A 19266-nucleotide genomic window follows, 5' to 3' on the forward strand; every position below is an offset into this window, starting at 1 on the left:
TTGTTTCGAGCGCGTAAGGATAATGGATAACGCAAACACCATTGTCTATGTTGCGGTCATGAAACAGAATAACGCAATTAAATAAACCCGCCTTGCAATATGTACATAACTCGCGGAGTCACTTAAAATCACCAACAGTCATAAATTCTGTTTATAGCCATGTACAGTCATCGTTACGTGTTTCGATTAACTTTTAATCGATTAAAAGATGATTAAAAACAAAAATATTAGCTGTGTCCGCTAATACGTAACTGTTTGTGCAACAGAATTTCCTGTATAATGTCTGCCTTTTTGACATTCTGAATGTTCAGCAAAATGCCAAATTTCCGCAGCAAGTAAAATGCACAACAAGCTGAGTAAAAAAGGATATTGTATGCGTACTAACTATTGTGGGCAGTTAAACATTGCTCATGAAGGCCAAAAGGTCACTCTTTGTGGATGGGTAAACCGCCGTCGTGATTTGGGTGGTTTGATTTTTATCGATATGCGTGACCGAGAAGGTGTCGTGCAAGTATTTTTCGACCCTGAGCGCAAAGACCTCTTTGAAAAAGCTTCGGAATTGCGTAATGAATTCTGTATACAAATTACAGGAACTGTCCGCGCTCGCCCAGATAACCAAAAAAATAAAGATATGGCGACGGGGGAAATTGAAATCTTTGCTGAAGATCTCAACGTTTTTAATAAATCAGAGCCACTGCCGTTAGATAGCAACCAATCTAATACGGAAGAGCGCCGCTTAAAATACCGCTATCTTGACCTACGTCGCCCTGAAATGTCAGAGCGCTTACGCACTCGCGCAAAAATTACCAGCTTCGTCCGTAACTTTATGGACAAAGAAGGCTTTATCGATGTCGAAACGCCAATGCTGACCAAGGCAACGCCAGAAGGTGCTCGTGACTACTTAGTGCCAAGCCGTGTGCATAAAGGTAAATTTTATGCGTTGCCACAGTCACCACAATTGTTTAAACAATTGCTGATGATGTCTGGCTTTGACCGCTATTATCAAATCGTTAAATGTTTCCGTGATGAAGACTTGCGTGCAGACCGTCAGCCTGAATTTACCCAGATCGACGTCGAAACGTCATTTATGACGGCAGAACAAGTACGTGAAATCATGGAACGCATGATCCGCCAATTATGGTTGGACGTTAAAGGTGTTGATCTCGGTGACTTCCCAATAATGACCTTCGCAGAGGCAATGCGTCGCTACGGTTCAGATAAACCTGACCTACGTAACCCAATGGAATTAGTGGATGTAGCTGATATCGTTAAAAATGTCGAGTTTGCCGTTTTTTCAGGGCCAGCGAACGATCCAAAAGGCCGTGTTGTGGCATTGAAAGTGCCTAACGGTGCTGTCATGACTCGTAAACAGATTGATGAGTATGGTCAATTTGTTAGCATCTATGGTGCCAAAGGGCTAGCATGGATGAAAGTAAACGAACGTGCAAAAGGTTTAGAAGGTATTCAAAGCCCTGTCGCTAAGTTCTTAAATGAAGACGTTATTAACCAACTTCTTGAAAGAACAGAGGCCGCTGACGGTGACATTCTGCTGTTTGGTGCAGGAGCAAAAAATGTTGTGACCGATTCAATGGGGGCATTGCGACTGAAAGTAGGTCGTGATTTTGAACTAGCAGACTTAAATAGCTGGAAGCCACTTTGGGTGATTGATTTCCCAATGTTTGAAGAGGATGGCGAAGGTGGCCTAAGTGCAATGCACCACCCATTCACTTCACCACGTGACTATTCACCGGAAGATCTGGCCAAAAACCCAGAAGAAGCTGTTGCTAATGCCTATGATATGGTCATCAATGGCTATGAAGTCGGTGGTGGCTCTGTGCGTATCCATCGTAGCGAAATGCAACAAACCGTGTTTAATATTCTAGGTATTAATGAACACGAACAACGTGAGAAATTTGGCTTCTTGCTAGATGCATTAAAATACGGTACACCGCCACATGCCGGTTTGGCGTTTGGTCTCGACCGTTTAGTCATGCTATTAACGGGAACTGATAATATTCGTGATGTTATTGCATTCCCTAAAACAACGGCTGCGGCGTGTTTACTAACTAGTGCACCAAGCCAAGCGAATCCAGATGCACTAACAGAATTAGCTATTTCAGTTGATGCAAAAAACGCTGAAGACTAATTTATTCGACATGAATAGTTTTAAACGCCCAGAGTCGGTGTTAGTGATCATTACCGCTGAAAGCAGCGGTAATGTGCTTATGCTACGGCGCAAAGATGATCCCGATTTTTGGCAATCCGTAACGGGTAGCTTAGAAGATCATGAAGGTGCGTTTGAAACCGCAATGCGGGAAGTCCGTGAAGAAACGGGCTTCCTCCCCCAAGAGGGGCAACTGTATGACTTGGCGCGTGAAGTCACTTTTGAAATTTTTGCGCATTTCAGGCATCGTTATGCTCCCGGTGTAACACATTGCAAAGAGCACTGGTTTAAAATGGTACTGCGTGTTGAACAAGTACCACTTTTGACGGAGCATACTGAGTTTTGTTGGGTTCCACCGCAGAAAGCGGCGGAATTAACGAAATCTTGGAGTAACCGTCAAGCTATTTTAGAATTTGCTATTTAATTATTTTATTGACGTTTTTGGAGATATTTCATGGCAGGTCATAGTAAATGGGCCAACACCAAACACCGTAAAGCGGCACAAGATGCTAAGCGCGGTAAGATTTTTACTAAAATTATCCGTGAGCTGGTGACAGCGGCGCGTTTAGGGGGCGGTGATCCTGCTACTAACCCGCGTTTGCGTGCTGCTGTGGATAAAGCATTATCGAACAACATGACCCGTGATACTTTAAACCGCGCAATTGCACGTGGTGTTGGGAATGATGAAAACGATAATATGGAAACTATCATTTATGAAGGCTATGGCCCAGGCGGCACAGCGGTGATGGTTGAATGTTTGAGTGATAACCGTAATCGTACCGTTTCTGAAGTGCGTCATGCTTTCACCAAAACAGGCGGTAACCTCGGAACAGATGGTTCAGTTTCCTACTTATTTACTAAGCGTGGCGTTATCACTTATGCACCGGGCGTTGATGAAGATGCCTTGATGGAAGCTGCATTAGAAGCGGGCGCTGAAGATGTTGAAACTTATGACGATGGCGCTATCGACGTTTACACCACACCAGAAACTTTTGGTGAAGTGAAAGATGCTCTGGATGCAGCTGGCTTTACTAGCGAAGCGGCCGAAGTTTCGATGATCCCATCAACTAAAGCAGAGCTGGATGTTGAAACAGCACCTAAATTACTGCGCCTAATCGATATGTTGGAAGATTCTGACGACGTGCAGGAAGTTTATCATAACGGTGATATCTCTGACGAAGTAGCAGCACAACTGTAATCAGCTATCACTCGCGTAGAGAAAGCGGGCTGAATTCAGCCTGTTTTCTCTAACGCATCTCTAATAATAGCTGCTCCTTTATCTACTCTGCGTGGCTTACTGGTTTGCCATCTAGCGCTTTTGTGCATTTTGTCTTTCCTGTCTGTTTTTTGGGCCTAATGATATTGGAAAATAGGCTATTTCTGTGCTTTTTTATCTCAGCTTAGAGAGACTCGCTAGTCATAGTCGTTTATCAATACGATTATTAAGGAACGGCATGAGTATTGTCGCCGCGGAAAGATACAGATAAGATGATATTAAAAGTAATAATGGATATTAATAGGCTTTGATATGGCGATTATTTTAGGTATAGACCCCGGTTCACGTGTAACGGGCTATGGTGTTATCCGCCAACAAGGCAGGCAACTTTTTTATTTAGGAAGTGGTTGTATTCGTACTCAGGTTGATGATTTACCAAGCCGCCTGCAACGTATTTATGCGGGAGTCTCGGAAATTATCACTCAATACCAACCCGATGTATTAGCAATTGAACAAGTGTTTATGGCAAAAAACGCCGACTCAGCCTTGAAATTGGGCCAAGCTCGTGGTGTAGCGATTGTAGCAGGTGTTAATCAAAATATTCCTGTGTTTGAATATGCTGCGCGGCAAGTGAAGCAAACCGTTGTCGGTACAGGGGCCGCGGAAAAAAGCCAAGTACAGCATATGGTTAAATCGATACTTAAACTTTCTGCTAATCCTCAATCAGATGCAGCGGATGCCTTAGCGATTGCCATAACGCATTGTCATTTTAATCAGAATTTGCTTCGTGTTGGCGATCCTCGCTTAGTGTTAACGCGTGGGCGATTAAGATAGTGACTGGATATACGTCCAGCCTTTTTTATGGTATAAACAGCGCTATCAATAAAATAAACTGAGGGCTTCAAGGTGATAGGTCGTTTACGCGGTATTGTATTAGAAAAACAACCCCCCATTGTTTTGTTAGAATTGCAAGGTGTTGGCTATGAAGTCCATATGCCAATGACCTGCTTTTATGAATTACCCGAAATCGGTCAAGAAGCCATTGTATTTACCCATTTTGTGGTGCGTGAAGATGCGCAGTTATTGTATGGTTTTAATGACAAACAAGAGCGTGCACTATTCAAAGAGCTGATTAAAGTGAATGGTGTTGGGCCTAAACTGGCTTTAGCGATATTATCAGGGATGTCGGCTCAACAGTTTGTTTCTGCTATCGAACAAGAAGCGATTTCATCATTGGTTAAACTACCGGGAATTGGTAAAAAAACGGCTGAACGTTTGGTCGTTGAAATGAAAGACCGCTTTAAAGGCCTCAATGGTGATCTGTTTAACCAACACAGTGATATTAAGCTGCCGGATGTCAATGTCAAAGTATCAAGCCGCGCTGATATTGAAGCGGAGGCGGCAACCGCACTGGTCGCTTTAGGTTATAAACCACAAGAAGCCAGTCGTATGGTCAGCAAAGTGGCTAAGCCAGACAGTGATTGTGAGTCATTGATCCGTGATGCATTACGTGCAGCACTTTGATTGAGAGAAAATAACGATGATTGAAGCTGATCGCCTAATTTCTGCTGAAGTGATCCATGATGAGGAAGAAGCGATTGATCGCGCGATCCGCCCTAAATTACTCAATGAGTATATCGGGCAGCCACAAGTTAAAGAGCAGATGGAAATCTTTATTCAGGCGGCTAAGTTACGAGGTGATGCTCTTGATCATCTATTAATTTTTGGCCCCCCAGGTTTAGGTAAAACCACGCTTGCAGGGATAGTCGCGAATGAAATGGGGGTAAATTTACGGACGACCTCCGGCCCAGTACTCGAGAAAGCAGGGGATTTAGCGGCGATGCTCACCAACTTAGAGCCGCATGATGTGTTATTTATTGATGAAATCCACCGCTTATCTCCCGTTGTTGAGGAGATCTTGTATCCCGCAATGGAAGATTATCAACTTGATATTATGATAGGGGAAGGGCCAGCAGCGCGCTCGATCAAAATTGATTTACCGCCTTTTACTTTAATTGGGGCAACAACACGGGCTGGCTCTTTAACTTCACCATTACGTGATCGTTTTGGTATTGTGCAGCGCCTTGAATTCTATAATGTCGATGATTTGCAATACATTGTGAAACGTAGCGCTCAGTTTATGGGTGTAGAAATTAGTGAAGAAGGGGCTAGACAAGTCGCCATGCGCTCGCGAGGTACACCGCGTATTACTAACCGTTTATTACGCCGTGTACGTGATTTCGCACAAGTCAAAGGTGATGGCAGCATCAATGAGCTAATTGCTAGCCAAGCACTCGATATGTTGAACGTCGATGCCGCGGGTTTTGATTACCTTGACCGGAAACTGTTAGTCGCCATTATTGATAAATTTATGGGTGGACCTGTGGGGGTTGATAACCTTGCAGCGGCTATTGGTGAAGAGCGAGAAACCATCGAAGATGTTTTAGAGCCATTTTTGATCCAACAAGGTTTTATCCAGCGCACCCCTCGTGGCCGGATGGCAACAGCTCACGCTTATCTACACTTTGGTTTAACTCCGAAAGAAGTTTAAGTGCTTAATGTCAGAAATTTCCCCCTTTACGGATAGGAAAAATAAAGGGGGAATATGATGCTACACGATCATTTACTCATTTGAATTAGGATCAAATGAGTAAGGGGAATCATATAATTCTAATGCTGGATCTGTACGAATCTGATAATTTAAAATGTCGTATAAATCAAATGAATTCCAATTTTGGCACTCTTTCTTATTGATTAACTTGTTATTTTTATAAACAGCTAATCCCTTAAATGCCCAGCCGCGCCCCTCGCCTTGATACAACAAATAGCTGTATGGGCCATTTTGAAAACGAATATATAGAGATTCACCAGCAATAAAATGTCCTTGCCCAACAAAAATATTTCTCGCTCCTTTTTCATTAAGCGGTAAGGTTATCTCTGGCTTAGCCAAAGTTCCGTATCGATATTGTGGTGTTTTCCCCGGGTCGACTATCACGCTAACATACTTTTTATTCTCCAGTTGGCAGGTAAATTCTGCGGCCATCACTGGTGTTGCAGATACCCCAATTATAACCATCCCAAGTAATGTTTTATTCATTTCGATACCTTGATACTTAATATTATTAGAGTATTAAGTATTTATTTTTTATTTTAATTAACGAGATGGTTAAGACTGAAAATAGCAAAAGTGTGAAGTTGATATAAAATAAAACCGCTCAATGGGGTATCACCTATTGAGCGGTAAGAGAAAAGCCTCAGTCGGTATTAATTTTTCGTTTTGACTAATAAGCTAAAGGCAAACAAGATTGCAGCGGTTAAGACCACTGAAGGGCCGGCTGGCGTATCGTAAAACGCGGAGAATGTGAGACCTCCTGTCACCGATAACATACCAATTAAAATCGCGATCAGTGCCATTTGCTCTGGTGTTTTAGCGAAACGGCGTGCTGTGGCGGCAGGGATAATTAATAAAGATGTAATAATTAGCGCACCGACAAATTTCATTGCGATCCCAATGGTCAATGCAGTGACTAACATCAGTAGCAGACGTAGGCGTTGAATATTGACACCATCAACAAAAGCGAGCTCTTGGTTAACCGTCATGGAAAGCAGCGCCCGCCAGCGCCAGCAAAGTAAGCCGCAGACTACAATCACACCAATAAAGATAGTGATAATATCCTCGTAATTAACCGAAAGGAGATCCCCGAATAAGTATGCCATTAGGTCAACACGCACATTGGCCATTAAGCTGACAACGACGAGGCCGAGGGATAAGGCGCTGTGAGCCATAATGCCTAATAAGGTGTCAACAGCCAGCTGAGGGCGTCGTTCTAACCACACTAAAATCAAAGACAGCAGCAAAGTGACAGTAATTACGGCATAGAATGGGTTGATATTCAGCAATAGGCCAAATGCCACACCTAATAAAGAAGCGTGTGCAAGGGTATCCCCAAAATAAGACATGCGACGCCATACCACAAAGGATCCTAACGGGCCGGCAGCAATCGCCAATAACATCCCCGCAATCCAACCGGGTAACAGTAACTCAATCATGACGGCACTCCTTATTATGAATATGAGGAGCCACAACGTTACCTTCTAAATCATGTTGATGGTTATGATGGTGGCGATAAACGCCGAGTTGTGATGCGCCACGATAGCCAAACATCGCAACAAACTCAGGGTGGTTCGATACAACATCGGGTGTACCTGAACAGCAAATATGCCCATTAATACATAATACTTTATCCGTTTTCGCCATGACTAAATGCAAGTCGTGAGACACCATAAGTACGGCACAACCAAGCTCTGTGCGTAATTGGTTAATTAAGTCATAAAGTGCGACTTGCCCATTCACATCAACCCCTTGAGCGGGTTCATCCAGAACCAAAAGGTCGGGCTTATTCAATAAAGCACGTGCTAATAACACACGCTGTGTTTCGCCACCAGACAGTTTCTGCATTGGCTGTGTCAATAAATGGGCGGCTTTAACACGTTCAAGAGCAGGTAACAGTTGGTCTGAACGAACAGCAGGTTTTAGCATTAAAAAACGCTTTACGGTTAATGGTAAGGTGGCGTCTAAATGTAATTTTTGTGGAACATAGCCAATAGACAGTGAAGCGGCTCGCTCAATGATACCTGTAGTCGGCGCTAACAGTCCTAGCACGACCCGAACAATTGTCGATTTGCCCGCGCCATTAGGGCCTAACAAAGTGACAATATCGCCTTTATTTAAGGTAAAGCTGACGTCTTTGAGCACCTGTTTCTCGCCAAAAGAAACGGAAATTTTATTTAAATTCAGTAATGGTTGCATGTGAAAAACATCTTGCAGAATTCATGTTGTGTTATATTATAACATTTCAAAATTAAAATCACGGAAAAAGACGTCTATGATACATAAATCTCAATTCAATGCCCGACAATTTATTTTAGGCGCCGTTGCGGCATCTGTCCTTAGCACAACGTTGGTCACTGCGGCAAAGGCGGATGTTGTGACCTCTATTCGCCCACTTGCCTTTATTGCCGCGGGTATCGCTGATGGTGTGACTGATACTCAGGTCTTGCTGCCAGATGGTGCATCACCCCATGATTATGCGCTTAAACCTTCTGATTTGAGGAAAATTAAACAGGCAGATCTTTTTGTTTGGGTAGGCCCCGATATGGAGATGTTTTTAGAGAAGCCACTCAAGACGTTACCACAGGATAAACGTCTGGCGCTGGCAGAACAAGCAAATATTATTCCCTTGCTGATGAAAGGGGATGAGGAAGAGGCGCATGACCATGAACAGGGTGATGAAGCTAATCATGATGAGGATCACGAACATCACCACCACGGTGAGTATAATATGCATATTTGGCTGTCGCCCGAGATTGCAAAACAGGCTGCGTTAGACATTCACGATCGTTTAGTAGTGCTTTATCCTGACCAAAAAGATAAGCTGGACGTAAACCTTCGTAAATTCAATGAAAAAATGACGCAAAACGATAAGAAAATTGTTAATATTTTAGAACCAGCCAAAAACAAGGGCTATTTTGTTTTTCACGATGCCTACGGCTACTTTGAAAAACACTATCGGTTGGCTCCTTTGGGGCATTTTACGATAAACCCGGAAATTCAGCCTGGTGCACAGAAATTACATAAAATACGAACTCAATTGGTTGAGCATAAAGCACAATGTGTTTTTGCTGAACCCCAATTCAGGCCAGCCGTCATAGAGAGCGTAGCAAAAAATACGGGAGTCAAAATGGGAACTCTCGACCCGCTAGGTAGCGGGCTGGAAATAGGACCAGATAGCTATATGCAGTTTTTAACGCAACTGTCTAAGCAATACGCGAGCTGCCTGAATTAAACAAGAAGGAATTGTTTAGTGCAGCAAATGGCTAAAGGGCTTGCGCAGGTTTACGGTAGCCTGTCCAAGTCTCACAAAATAATGTTAGGAACATTAACAGTAGCAACATTGGCCGTCGCGATTTGGCGGCCAGCGCATTTACCATCAACTAACACAGATACTGAAGGTTCAGTCGATACCGTTATTCCTCTTGCATTTGTACCTTTGACTGATGCAACTGATGATATTATTCAAGATAGTAGCGACCAACTTCCTGATGAAGGCGTCGCTGATAGCACTGACGGTGAAACGGATGGTGCGCCAATCCCCCATGAATATGTTGTTGCAAGCGGCGACAACCTCACTAGCATACTGACTCAATTCGGTATTGAATCAGGTGATGTGGCGACGTTAGCTAATCAACATAAAGCGTTGCGTAATCTAAAAATTGGTCAAACGCTAAACTGGAGCCTGACCGATCAGGGGGAGCTCGACACTTTAACATGGGAAGTTTCTCGTCGTGAGACCCGTGTGTACACCCGTGTTGGTAGCACAAATAAATTTGAAGAAAAGAAAGAGATCCGTTCAGGTGAATGGACAAATAGCGTCCTGGCGGGGGTGGTAAACGGCAGTTTTGCGCAAAGTGCCAGCCAAGCAGGTTTAACACGCAGTGAAGGCCGTGAAGTGATAAAAGCACTTCAATGGCAAATTGATTTCCGTAAACTGAAAAAAGGCGATAAGTTCACCGTGTTAATGAGCCGTGAAATGCTTAATGGACGTAGTGAACAAAGCCAGTTGATCGGTGTTCGTCTACGTAGTGGTGGGAAGGACTATTATGCTTTCCGTGCTGAAGATGGTAAATATTACGATAGCGAAGGTAATGGTTTAGAAAGAGGTTTCCTGCGTTTCCCAACAGCCAAGCAGTTCCGAGTATCATCACAGTTTAACCCACGTCGAGTTAACCCAGTAACAGGGCGTGTAGCACCGCATAAAGGGGTGGATTTTGCAATGCCAGTGGGTACCCCAGTGCTTGCAGTAGGTGATGGTGAAGTGATTGTGTCGAAATATAGCGGAGCCGCGGGGAACTTTATCGCGATTCGTCATGGGCGTCAGTACACCACGCGCTACATGCATTTACGCCAATTACTGGTGAAGCCAGGGCAAAAAGTTAAACGGGGTGATCGTATTGCACTTTCTGGTAATACAGGGCGCTCAACAGGACCACATCTGCATTTTGAAATGTGGGTCAACCAACAAGCGGTTAACCCATTGACAGCGAAATTACCGAGTTCAGGTGGTTTAACTGGTAAAGAACGTAAAGAGTACTTAGCCATGGTTAAAGAAACTAAACCACAGTTAAAACTCAATTAACTCTTCATTACTGGCAGGTACAGTGTATCTGCCAGCTTTCTTTGTAACGCTTTCACTTATTATCATTTTAAGCTATAAAAGAGCGCGAACAGTTCTTTTAGGTACATTATGAATAAAGATAAAGATACCGACAGTAAATTAGGCTATGTGCCAACCTTTCATAAATCCTATTTACATCCTAAATACTGGGGAGTTTGGGCTGGGGCTGGCGTTTTTGCCGCTTTAGCCTATATTCCTGTTAAAATTCGTGACCCCATGCTGGCAAAAGTGGGGAAATGGGTAGGAAAATTGGCAAAAAGCGCAAGGCGCCGCGCAAAGATAAATCTATTATATTGCTTCCCTGAGCTTACCGAGCAGGAAAGGGATCAATTAGTGGATAGAATGTTTGAAACTGCACCTCAATCGTTTGTGATGCTTGCAGAGTTATGTATTCGTGGCGCTGATAAAACGTTAGCAAGAACACATTGGCATAACCAAGAGATTATTGATAACTTAAAGCAACAAGGCAGTAATGTTATTTTTATGGTGCCACATGGGTGGGCTGTAGATGCTCCAGCCATGTTACTTGCTGCAAAAGGCTATAAAATGGCGGCGATGTTTCACCACCAAAAAAACCCAGTAGCAGATTATTTATGGAATAAAGCACGTTACCACTTTGGTGGTCGCTTACACTCTCGAGAAGCAGGAATTAAACCTTTCATTGCTTCTGTACGGCAGGGATATTGGGGGTTTTATCTTCCCGATCAAGATCACGGCGAAGAGCATAGTGAATTTGTCGATTTTTTTGCGACTTATAAAGCAACATTGCCTGCTGTGGGCCGCCTAATGAAGGTATGTAAAGCGAAAATTGTGCCTCTGTTTCCGGTGTATGATCATCGTACTCATCAACTGCATATTTATATCCGTGAGCCTATGGATGATATTGATGGGCAGGATGATGAATATATTGCAAGAAGGATGAATGAAGAGCTGGAATATCTCGTCGGTCCAAATCCTGAACAATATACTTGGATACTTAAGTTATTGAAAACACGGAAGGGGGATGAAATTGAACCTTATCAACGTGATGATCTATATCGATAGTTTTACGCTCAATTCACTTAAATAATTATATTTTCTATGAATAGCACCTCGACTGAATTGTTATGTTAGAGGTGCTTTTTTTATATTTGGGGAATGCCTTACCTAAGAATTACCAATCTTTTATTGATTGGCTAATTATGATAATAATTTAGTTAATTGAGAAGTGAATAGAAAAAAAGATATTTATTTTTCTCTTTTATACTTTATTTATGATCGCTATTTTATCGATTTGCCTTATATCAAATATTTTATAACACCATGATAAATAAGTGAATTATATATTTTGGGGGTTCATTTATAACTTATTTTTTGTAAGGTTATAACTGCTTAACTGCATAAAACGAAGCCTTTTATCGAGCGGAAAGGTCAAAAATCCTTATCAATAGTTAATATCAATTATATGGTAAATGAAATACACGTAAAAGGTTATTTTTATGAGATGATATAAATTGTTGTAATGCAGATAATGTGAGTTTAGTTGATAGCGCGTATTTGTCAGAGTAAAAATAGGCAATCAGAGGTGGAAGGTTGTATTGAGATGCTCATACATTTGCGTTATTTTTCTTTGTAACTAAAGAGTCGTGTGTATTGATGAATGATAATGGAGATATAAGTTTTTTCTCTTTTTCATAAGCTCACTATAGTTAACTGTTAACTTATTGGAACAGTAATAAGATTAATCTAATAGAGCACTAGTTTGATAAAATTTTGATGAAATAAGTATTAATTAAAAAGGTCATATTGTCTGCCATTCCCCCCTAGAACCCCACATTTGCTAATCAATAACAAAAAATTATTAGATTAATATCCTGATTTTCTTTACTCTCAATAGGTGTTTAACGAGCCATAAATTTGCAAGCATTTGACGAGAACATTAAATGTTAAATCATAATTTAATTTAAAGTTAAACATCATACCAAATATTTATTAATAAAATAATTAATTAATTTAAATTACGCTGGGATTTTTTTAATGATTTAACGCTAAGACAAAACGCTATATTAACGAATAGTTTTTATGTTTTAAATATAAAATAAATGGCAATAAATTTATTGTATATTTTATTTTTACTGATGATTAAATGATGGAAGAAATAAGAGTAAGTTTAAATTAATAAAGCCCAAAAAAGAGATTCTTTTTAACTAAGATGAAATTTGTACTAAAAAACATACAGACTTAAATAATATTTAACTAATGATGACAAAATGATCTGTAAGTGCATATACCTATTAACGGTGATGAAATATGTTGCTATATTTTTATTAAATAATAAAAATTGAGTCCAAAACTCTATTTGGAGACGCTATGGAAAAAACGAGAACGACATTGGACCAATGGATTACCTTGCAAGCTGTTGTAGATTGCGGGGGATTTGCACAAGCCGCTGAAGTATTACATCGGACTCAATCCGCTATTAGTTATACAATCAGCAAACTTGAACAAACACTAGAAATTGAAATCTTTTCATTAGAAAAAAGACGCGCTGTTTTAACACCGAAAGGTGAAATGTTATTAGCGTTATCTCGGGAGTTAACGAATAAAGCGATATTATTGGAAACAAAAGCTAAATTACTGAATAGTAAATGCAATATAAAGATTAAACTCGTGATAGACACGCTTTATCACACAGATAATCTTTTAGATAAAGTGGCTAATTTTATTAAAAGGCATAAAGATTATGACATTGATATAATCAAACAAAACATATCTAAATCAGATGTGTTTGCTTTAAAGGATTATGATATTTTGATTACAGATCAGCATGTTGAGACTTTAAATCCTATTTTTTTAGAAACGGTTGAATCTGTTATTGTGACTTCACCTGACCATATATTACAGAGTATTGAAGAATCTAACTTATTGGATTATCTATCTAAATATACAAAAGTTGTTCTTGATCCTTCATTGGAAGATACCGTTAAAAGTGCACAAACTATCAGCGCTGCATCACTAGAAACAGTTATTAAACTTGTCGAAAATGGAACGGGCTATACATGGTTGCCTAAAAATCTAATAAAAAACCAGTTGAATAATCATTCACTAAAACAGCTAAAAATTGCCAATAAAAATATTTACTATGATTTTTATATGTATGTGAATAAAAATTCATTGGTGCAAGATGTTTTAGGTGAATTTATAAACCATTTAGAGTTAACTGAGATTAAATAAACGTTAATCATTAAATGAGTAATCAAAAATAAACATTAAGTGTTTCGATATAATAACAAAAAATTCAATGTAACAAGATATTAACTAAATTAAATTGTGATGCTATATTTCGCTTGCACTCATGCACTGAGTAAATATTTATTAGTGCTGTGGCAATTAACATCAGAATATCTAATTATAGGAATCGATATGAGTATTCTAAAAAAATCCCTAACTGCTTTAGGGGTGGCTTTAGCTGTAACAACCGCTCCAGCTGTTTTTGCTTCAGGAACAATTGACTTTACTGGTGAAATAACTGATTCAGCTTGTGCAGTAGATAGTAGCTCTCAAAACTTAACGGTTGACCTTGGTAAAGTGTCAGTGAAAAGTTTAGCAGCAGCAGGGCAAATTGCTGGTTTAAAAGATTTTACTATTAAACTCATCGATTGCCCTGAAAATGCTAAAGTGGCAGTAAGATTTGGTGGCTCTCGTGATAACGATGACCGCGATATTTTACAAATAGCACAAGCTGGGGGTCACGCAACCAAAGTAGGTATTGCTTTATTTGAAAAGGATGCGACAACACAAATTAAACTATTTGAAGATTCAAAATTAGTTGAATTTAAAAATGCAGCAGGTGATTCAGTAGAATTGAATTACGTAGCTCGCTATAAAGCAACAGGTGCTGCAACTGCTGGTAAGGCAGATGGTACGGCTGTTTATAGCATTCAATATCAATAATAAATATATACCCTAAATAATTTGAGTTGCATCTAAAAGACAGACCTACATATTCTGAGAAGCATCGTTATTTAATGCCTCTTGGAGGGGATGGTGCACGTCAATCATGAGGCAATTTGAATATAGTGTGTATAGAGGGTAACGCTGTTACCCTCTCATTTTTAATAAATAAAATGGCCGAATTATGAAAAAAATAATTTTTTCAGCAGTTTTTCTTTTATTTTCTATTTCTCATTTTGCTTCTGCGGCGGGTGTCAGTGTGGGAGGAACTCGTTTTATCTATCAAGAAAATAAACGTGAAATTGATATCCCTATTTTTAATAGTGATAAAGAAAAGCCATTCCTTATTCAAACTTGGGTAAGTCCATTTGAAGGTGAAGGAAAAACACCATTTATTGCAACGCCACCATTATTTCGCATCGAGCCAGATAGTAATGCTGCTGCACGTATTTCTTATGTAGGTGAACCTATTGGTTCAAACCAAGAAAAATTATATTTGCTTAATGTAAAATCAATACCACCTAAAGACGTTAAAATTGAAAATCAATTACAGATTGTTATCAACTCTCAGTTTAAACTATTTTTAAGATCAAAAGATATTGTTCCATTTGACTTTAATAAAGTTGAAATTATCAAAAAACCTGACGGTATTATTATTAATAACGATACTCCCTATCATTTATCAGTTAGGGATATATTGGTAGACGGGAAAAACATCCAAGGCGGTGATCTCGTTTACCCTCATACAAAAGAATACATTGTTAAACACAGCATAAATAATAATCAAAAAGTTGTTGTTAAATTTATTAATGACTATGGCGCGATTATTGATAAAACATCTAAATAAGAGTATAAAAAATGTCTGCCTCATGTTTTAAAAATAAAAGTTTATACCACTCAAAAGTTTTTATTGCAGTCAGTATTATATTATATTCTAACAATACTAAAGCAGATGATGTTTTTGACATTAATGCAATCAATACAGGGATTGAAAGCCACGTTGCGGATGTAAATAATTTAGATTACCTGTCATATTCGGGAGGGCAGCTACCCGGAACTTATCATGTCGCTATTTATATTAATAACAAATTTGTTGATGAACAAAATTTACGCTTTATCTTTGATAAGCAAAATAAAAAGCTTGTTCCTGAAATAGCAAAGAAGATGCTATTAAGCTGGGGGGTTAAAAATACCGCGAGCCAAGCTTTTAGCGATGCAAAAGATGATCAAGCAATCACTGATATCGCCGCGACTATACCCGGTGCGTTCTATAAATATGACTTTGGGAATGGCCGCCTTAATATCAGTATCCCTCAAATAGGGTTAGATAATTATAGCCGCGGTTACGTTGATCCTAAAGAGTGGGATGATGGTATTAATGCCGCCTTCGTAAATTATAATATCCGACACAGCCAAAATTGGTATAAAGATCGTGACGATACCAATACCAATAACACATTTATTGGCTTACGCAGCGGTATTAATTTTGATGTGTGGCGATTGAGAAACCACAGTACTTATAGCCGGACTTCAGGGAAAACGGATTGGAATAATCTACAAACTTATGTGGAAAGGGATATTCGTCCATTAAAAAGTCACTTAACGATTGGTGAAACAGCATCGGATAACGGTGTTATGGAAAGTAACCCTTATCGAGGCGTAAAGCTAGCCTCCGATGAAAGTATGTTACCGCAAAGTCAACGTGGGTTTGCGCCGGTAGTTAAAGGCATTGCTCAAACGAATGCTGTTGTGACGATCCGCCAAAATGGTAGCGTGATTTATCAAACGACAGTACCACCCGGCGAGTTTGAAATAAATGACCTTTATCCTACGTCATATAGTGGTGATTTGGATGTACAAATAGAAGAAGCAAATGGAACGATCCGTTCGTTTATTCAACCTTTTTCTGCCGTTCCTATGATGCAGCGAGCGGGATCATTAAAATACAGCATTGATATTGGTAAATACAATGTTGATAACGCGCTTCGGAAACCTAATTTTGCGCAAGCCTCTGCTATTTATGGTTTGCCTTATAACTTGTCGGTTTATGGTGGTTTTATTTTATCAAAGGACTACCAAGCTTATACCGCAGGGACAGGGATCAACTTGGGGAGTATTGGGGCAATTTCAGCCGATGTGACTCAATCTAAAACAGAACTACTTGATAAAACGAATGCGCAAGGTCAGTCCTATCGAGTGCAATATTCGAAATATATGCCAGGAACAGGTACGTCATTTTCTCTTGCATCTTATCGCTATTCGACAAAAGAATATTACGATTTTTCTGCATCAAATAATGACCCTTATGAGAGCGGAAGAAAGAAACAGCAGTTCCAAGCTTCTATTTCTCAGTCATTAAAAGATATTGGTTATTTATCCATTAATGGTTATCAACAATATTATTGGGATAGAAGCGGCGTCGATAAAAATTTAACCGTAGGCTTTAACTCTAATTATCGACAAATAAACTATGGTATTTCTTACTCTTATACTAAGCAGGAACATACTAACAGTAAAAACGAAATGTTATCTATCAATTTTAGTGTTCCATTTACGCTTGGACAAAAAAATAACTGGGTCAATTATCGTTACAATACTAGCCAGAATGGTGATTCGATTAGTTCGGTCAGTGTGAGTGGTACACGTTTAGAAGATAACAATTTGCAATTTGATATCACGCAAAACTATAACCATAGCCGACATGAAAATAGCGGTTCGGTGAGTGGTAATTATATTGTTTCATCAGGAGAGTATAACGGGGGCTATAGTTATGACCCACGTTATCAGTCCGCTAATATCGGGGCAACTGGCGCGTTACTATTACACTCTGGTGGTATCACCCCAGCTCGAGCGATTTATGACTCTGCGGTTTTAGTCAAAGCCAATGATATTAATGACCTGAAAGTCAATAATGCGCAGTCGCTTTATACTAACTCTTGGGGATATGCTGTTGTACCGAGTGCTACACGTTATGAAAGGAATAAGATCAGCGTTGACCCTTCAACATTAACAGGAAATAACGATGTTGGGTTAAGCACGACAACAGTTGTACCAACTCGTGGTGCTATCGTATTAGCCGACTTTAAAGGTAAACGTGGTGCGAGAGTCATGCTTAAATTAACTCACCATGATCAACTCATTCCATTTGGAGCACAAGTGTCTGTTTTAGTTGATAAAGAAGAGGTTACAACAGGTATTGTCGCTAATGATGGTGAAGTCTATTTAAGTGGTGTACCTGAACAGAGTCGTATTGTTGTCAAATGGGGAAGTCATGCGGATCAGCAGTGTGAACTGCCACTTCAGCTTGATTTAAGTAACGACAAAATTCAATTTATTGAGCGAATTTGCCAATAGGAGCAGACATGAATAAATTATTTTTAATTGGGGGTATTTCGACGCTTCTATTTTCACAATCCGCTTTAGCCGAATTTAGAGCATTATTTAATGAATTATCTCATACAGTGAATGAACCTATTTATGTTTCAAGAACAGCACCAATTGGATCAGAAGTCGGAACTATTGATTTAGGAAGCTATACCGCTTGGAGTTGGAGTAACATAACAGACGAAGTTCAAGTGGGAATTTATTTACCTGAAACGTATGGCAGTAAACAATATTATAATAACAGATACATTAAAGAAATTAATAATTCTGGTGTGGGCTATGCGCTACATGGGACAGTGTCAACACCTTGCACAGGTAGTGCTTATGTTGATGGAATTAATACCATTGATGGAAATAATGCGAATAGGATGATCTGTAGCACTACCCAGAGTTCAGGTGTGTATACCGTTTCTTTAAAACTTGTTTTTTATAAGCTCAAAGATAACGTAAAAACGCAAGTACTACCTGCTAGCCGAGCGGCGATGTTAATTATTTATAATAATGGATTTCAAACATCGGATAGCTACGGTAATATGGAGCCTAAGGTTAGTATAGGGCCGGTTAATATTATTTCGACTGGTTGTGAAGTGCTGAATAAAAATATTCTTGTGCCTTTTAATAAGATTGATAAATCGAGTTTTTCAGGGGTAGGGAGTGTTAGCCCAAATAGCGTGAAAGATTTTCAAATCAACCTTAGTTGTGACCCCGTGTCACCCATAAAAATCACCTTTACTGGAACACCTGTCAATAATAGTATGACACCCGGAACAATCGCATTAAATAATCCAACAGACGTCAATACTGCGAAAGGGTATGGTATACAAGTTAAGTATAAAAATGACCCCATTAAAATAAATCAAATGATGACGATCGAAGAAAAAAATGTATCGTCGGAAAATTATAGTATTCCATTACAAGCAGCGTATATTCAAACTTCGAATGATACACAAGCTGGCCAAGCTAATGGAACGTTACAGTTTAATTTGCAATATCATTGATTCCCAGAAAAATCGGACAGATTAAACGGTAACTATTCAATATAAATTATGATGAGCACAATATTTATTACAATGTTGTGCTTATTTTTATTTTAGTGATGCCAAAGACGAACGTAGGAGAACTTGGTAGCATTGGACCGAATGGATTGGCATTTACTGAATTTTATTATTCAACAGAGAATGGGAGCTATTTTGATGACTATCATCGTGTTTTAGCACAAGCATTGCCATCAGTATACCATGTTGAAAATTCTTGGGAAAACTATGACAAAATAGCTTCGGTGATTGCTGCTGTATTTAATAATTGGAAAATGACTCACTCTAAATAAGCATACA

The 19266-nt window shown here is 39.6% G+C and carries 18 protein-coding genes; 15 read left to right on the plus strand and 3 right to left on the minus strand.

Annotated features, from left to right (window positions below; translation table 11 throughout):
* The first annotated feature begins 373 nt into the window (after positions 1–373).
* The 6 genes from aspS (at position 374) to ruvB (ending at position 5931) form a co-directional block, all read left to right on the plus strand.
* Positions 374–2146: an aspartate--tRNA ligase gene (gene aspS / locus PR709_RS11860; protein ID WP_042116553.1), complete on the plus strand. Its 1773-nt coding sequence runs from the start codon at positions 374–376 to the stop codon at positions 2144–2146.
* A 10-nt stretch (positions 2147–2156) separates the two neighbouring features.
* On the plus strand, positions 2157–2588 hold the full coding sequence (nudB, locus tag PR709_RS11865; RefSeq protein ID WP_169342169.1) for a dihydroneopterin triphosphate diphosphatase: 432 nt from the start codon (positions 2157–2159) through the stop codon (positions 2586–2588).
* Positions 2589–2618: 30 nt separating this feature from the next.
* Positions 2619–3362: a YebC/PmpR family DNA-binding transcriptional regulator gene (locus tag PR709_RS11870; RefSeq protein WP_004919448.1), complete on the plus strand. Its 744-nt coding sequence runs from the start codon at positions 2619–2621 to the stop codon at positions 3360–3362.
* A 330-nt stretch (positions 3363–3692) separates the two neighbouring features.
* Positions 3693–4214, plus strand: a complete 522-nt coding sequence (gene ruvC, locus PR709_RS11875; RefSeq protein ID WP_004919450.1) for a crossover junction endodeoxyribonuclease RuvC — start codon at positions 3693–3695, stop codon at positions 4212–4214.
* A gap of 72 nt (positions 4215–4286) precedes the next feature.
* Positions 4287–4904 carry a Holliday junction branch migration protein RuvA gene (ruvA, locus tag PR709_RS11880; RefSeq protein ID WP_004919453.1) on the plus strand — a complete coding sequence of 206 codons (618 nt, stop codon included), beginning with the start codon at positions 4287–4289 and terminating at the stop codon, positions 4902–4904.
* A 16-nt stretch (positions 4905–4920) separates the two neighbouring features.
* Positions 4921–5931, plus strand: coding sequence for a Holliday junction branch migration DNA helicase RuvB (gene ruvB, locus PR709_RS11885; RefSeq protein WP_004919456.1), 1011 nt, complete (start codon positions 4921–4923; stop codon positions 5929–5931).
* A 72-nt stretch (positions 5932–6003) separates the two neighbouring features.
* Here ruvB and PR709_RS11890 read toward each other — a convergent pair whose 3' ends face one another.
* The 3 genes from PR709_RS11890 to znuC all read right to left on the minus strand — a co-directional run bounded on the left by PR709_RS11890 (position 6004) and on the right by znuC (position 8190).
* Entirely contained in the window at positions 6004–6477 is a 474-nt protein-coding gene (locus tag PR709_RS11890) for a hypothetical protein (RefSeq protein WP_004919459.1), read from the minus strand.
* A 167-nt stretch (positions 6478–6644) separates the two neighbouring features.
* Positions 6645–7430 (minus strand): zinc ABC transporter permease subunit ZnuB, encoded by a 786-nt coding sequence (znuB, locus tag PR709_RS11895; RefSeq protein WP_004919461.1) that lies wholly within the window; start codon positions 7428–7430, stop codon positions 6645–6647.
* Positions 7423–8190: a zinc ABC transporter ATP-binding protein ZnuC gene (gene znuC, locus PR709_RS11900; protein WP_004919464.1), complete on the minus strand. Its 768-nt coding sequence runs from the start codon at positions 8188–8190 to the stop codon at positions 7423–7425. The genes znuB and znuC overlap by 8 nt, the downstream gene beginning before the upstream one ends.
* 76 nt (positions 8191–8266) lie before the next feature.
* Here znuC and znuA point away from each other — a divergent pair, with 76 nt between their 5' ends.
* The 9 genes from znuA (at position 8267) to PR709_RS11945 (ending at position 19259) form a co-directional block, all read left to right on the plus strand.
* Positions 8267–9226 carry a zinc ABC transporter substrate-binding protein ZnuA gene (gene znuA, locus PR709_RS11905; RefSeq protein WP_272570901.1) on the plus strand — a complete coding sequence of 320 codons (960 nt, stop codon included), beginning with the start codon at positions 8267–8269 and terminating at the stop codon, positions 9224–9226.
* Positions 9227–9253: 27 nt separating this feature from the next.
* The gene (mepM, locus tag PR709_RS11910) at positions 9254–10576 is read left to right on the plus strand and encodes a murein DD-endopeptidase MepM (RefSeq protein WP_004919469.1); all 1323 of its coding nucleotides are present in this window, start codon (positions 9254–9256) and stop codon (positions 10574–10576) included.
* A gap of 108 nt (positions 10577–10684) precedes the next feature.
* Positions 10685–11659, plus strand: a complete 975-nt coding sequence (gene lpxM / locus PR709_RS11915; RefSeq protein WP_004919471.1) for a lauroyl-Kdo(2)-lipid IV(A) myristoyltransferase — start codon at positions 10685–10687, stop codon at positions 11657–11659.
* 1305 nt (positions 11660–12964) lie between these two features.
* Positions 12965–13828, plus strand: coding sequence for a LysR family transcriptional regulator (locus PR709_RS11920; protein ID WP_040133096.1), 864 nt, complete (start codon positions 12965–12967; stop codon positions 13826–13828).
* A gap of 189 nt (positions 13829–14017) precedes the next feature.
* Complete coding sequence (locus PR709_RS11925; RefSeq protein ID WP_014658296.1) at positions 14018–14548, plus strand: fimbrial protein; 531 nt, start codon at positions 14018–14020, stop codon at positions 14546–14548.
* 184 nt (positions 14549–14732) lie between these two features.
* Positions 14733–15395 (plus strand): fimbrial biogenesis chaperone, encoded by a 663-nt coding sequence (locus PR709_RS11930; RefSeq protein WP_004919478.1) that lies wholly within the window; start codon positions 14733–14735, stop codon positions 15393–15395.
* 11 nt (positions 15396–15406) lie between these two features.
* Positions 15407–17902, plus strand: a complete 2496-nt coding sequence (locus PR709_RS11935) for a fimbria/pilus outer membrane usher protein (RefSeq protein ID WP_004919481.1) — start codon at positions 15407–15409, stop codon at positions 17900–17902.
* A gap of 8 nt (positions 17903–17910) precedes the next feature.
* On the plus strand, positions 17911–18930 hold the full coding sequence (locus PR709_RS11940; RefSeq protein ID WP_014658298.1) for a fimbrial protein: 1020 nt from the start codon (positions 17911–17913) through the stop codon (positions 18928–18930).
* 98 nt (positions 18931–19028) lie between these two features.
* Positions 19029–19259, plus strand: coding sequence for a DUF7832 domain-containing protein (locus PR709_RS11945; protein ID WP_004919485.1), 231 nt, complete (start codon positions 19029–19031; stop codon positions 19257–19259).
* Positions 19260–19266 lie beyond the last annotated feature (7 nt).

It is taken from the genome of Providencia sp. PROV267, assembly GCF_028477825.1.
In the GTDB taxonomy this organism is placed as follows: domain Bacteria; phylum Pseudomonadota; class Gammaproteobacteria; order Enterobacterales; family Enterobacteriaceae; genus Providencia; species Providencia stuartii.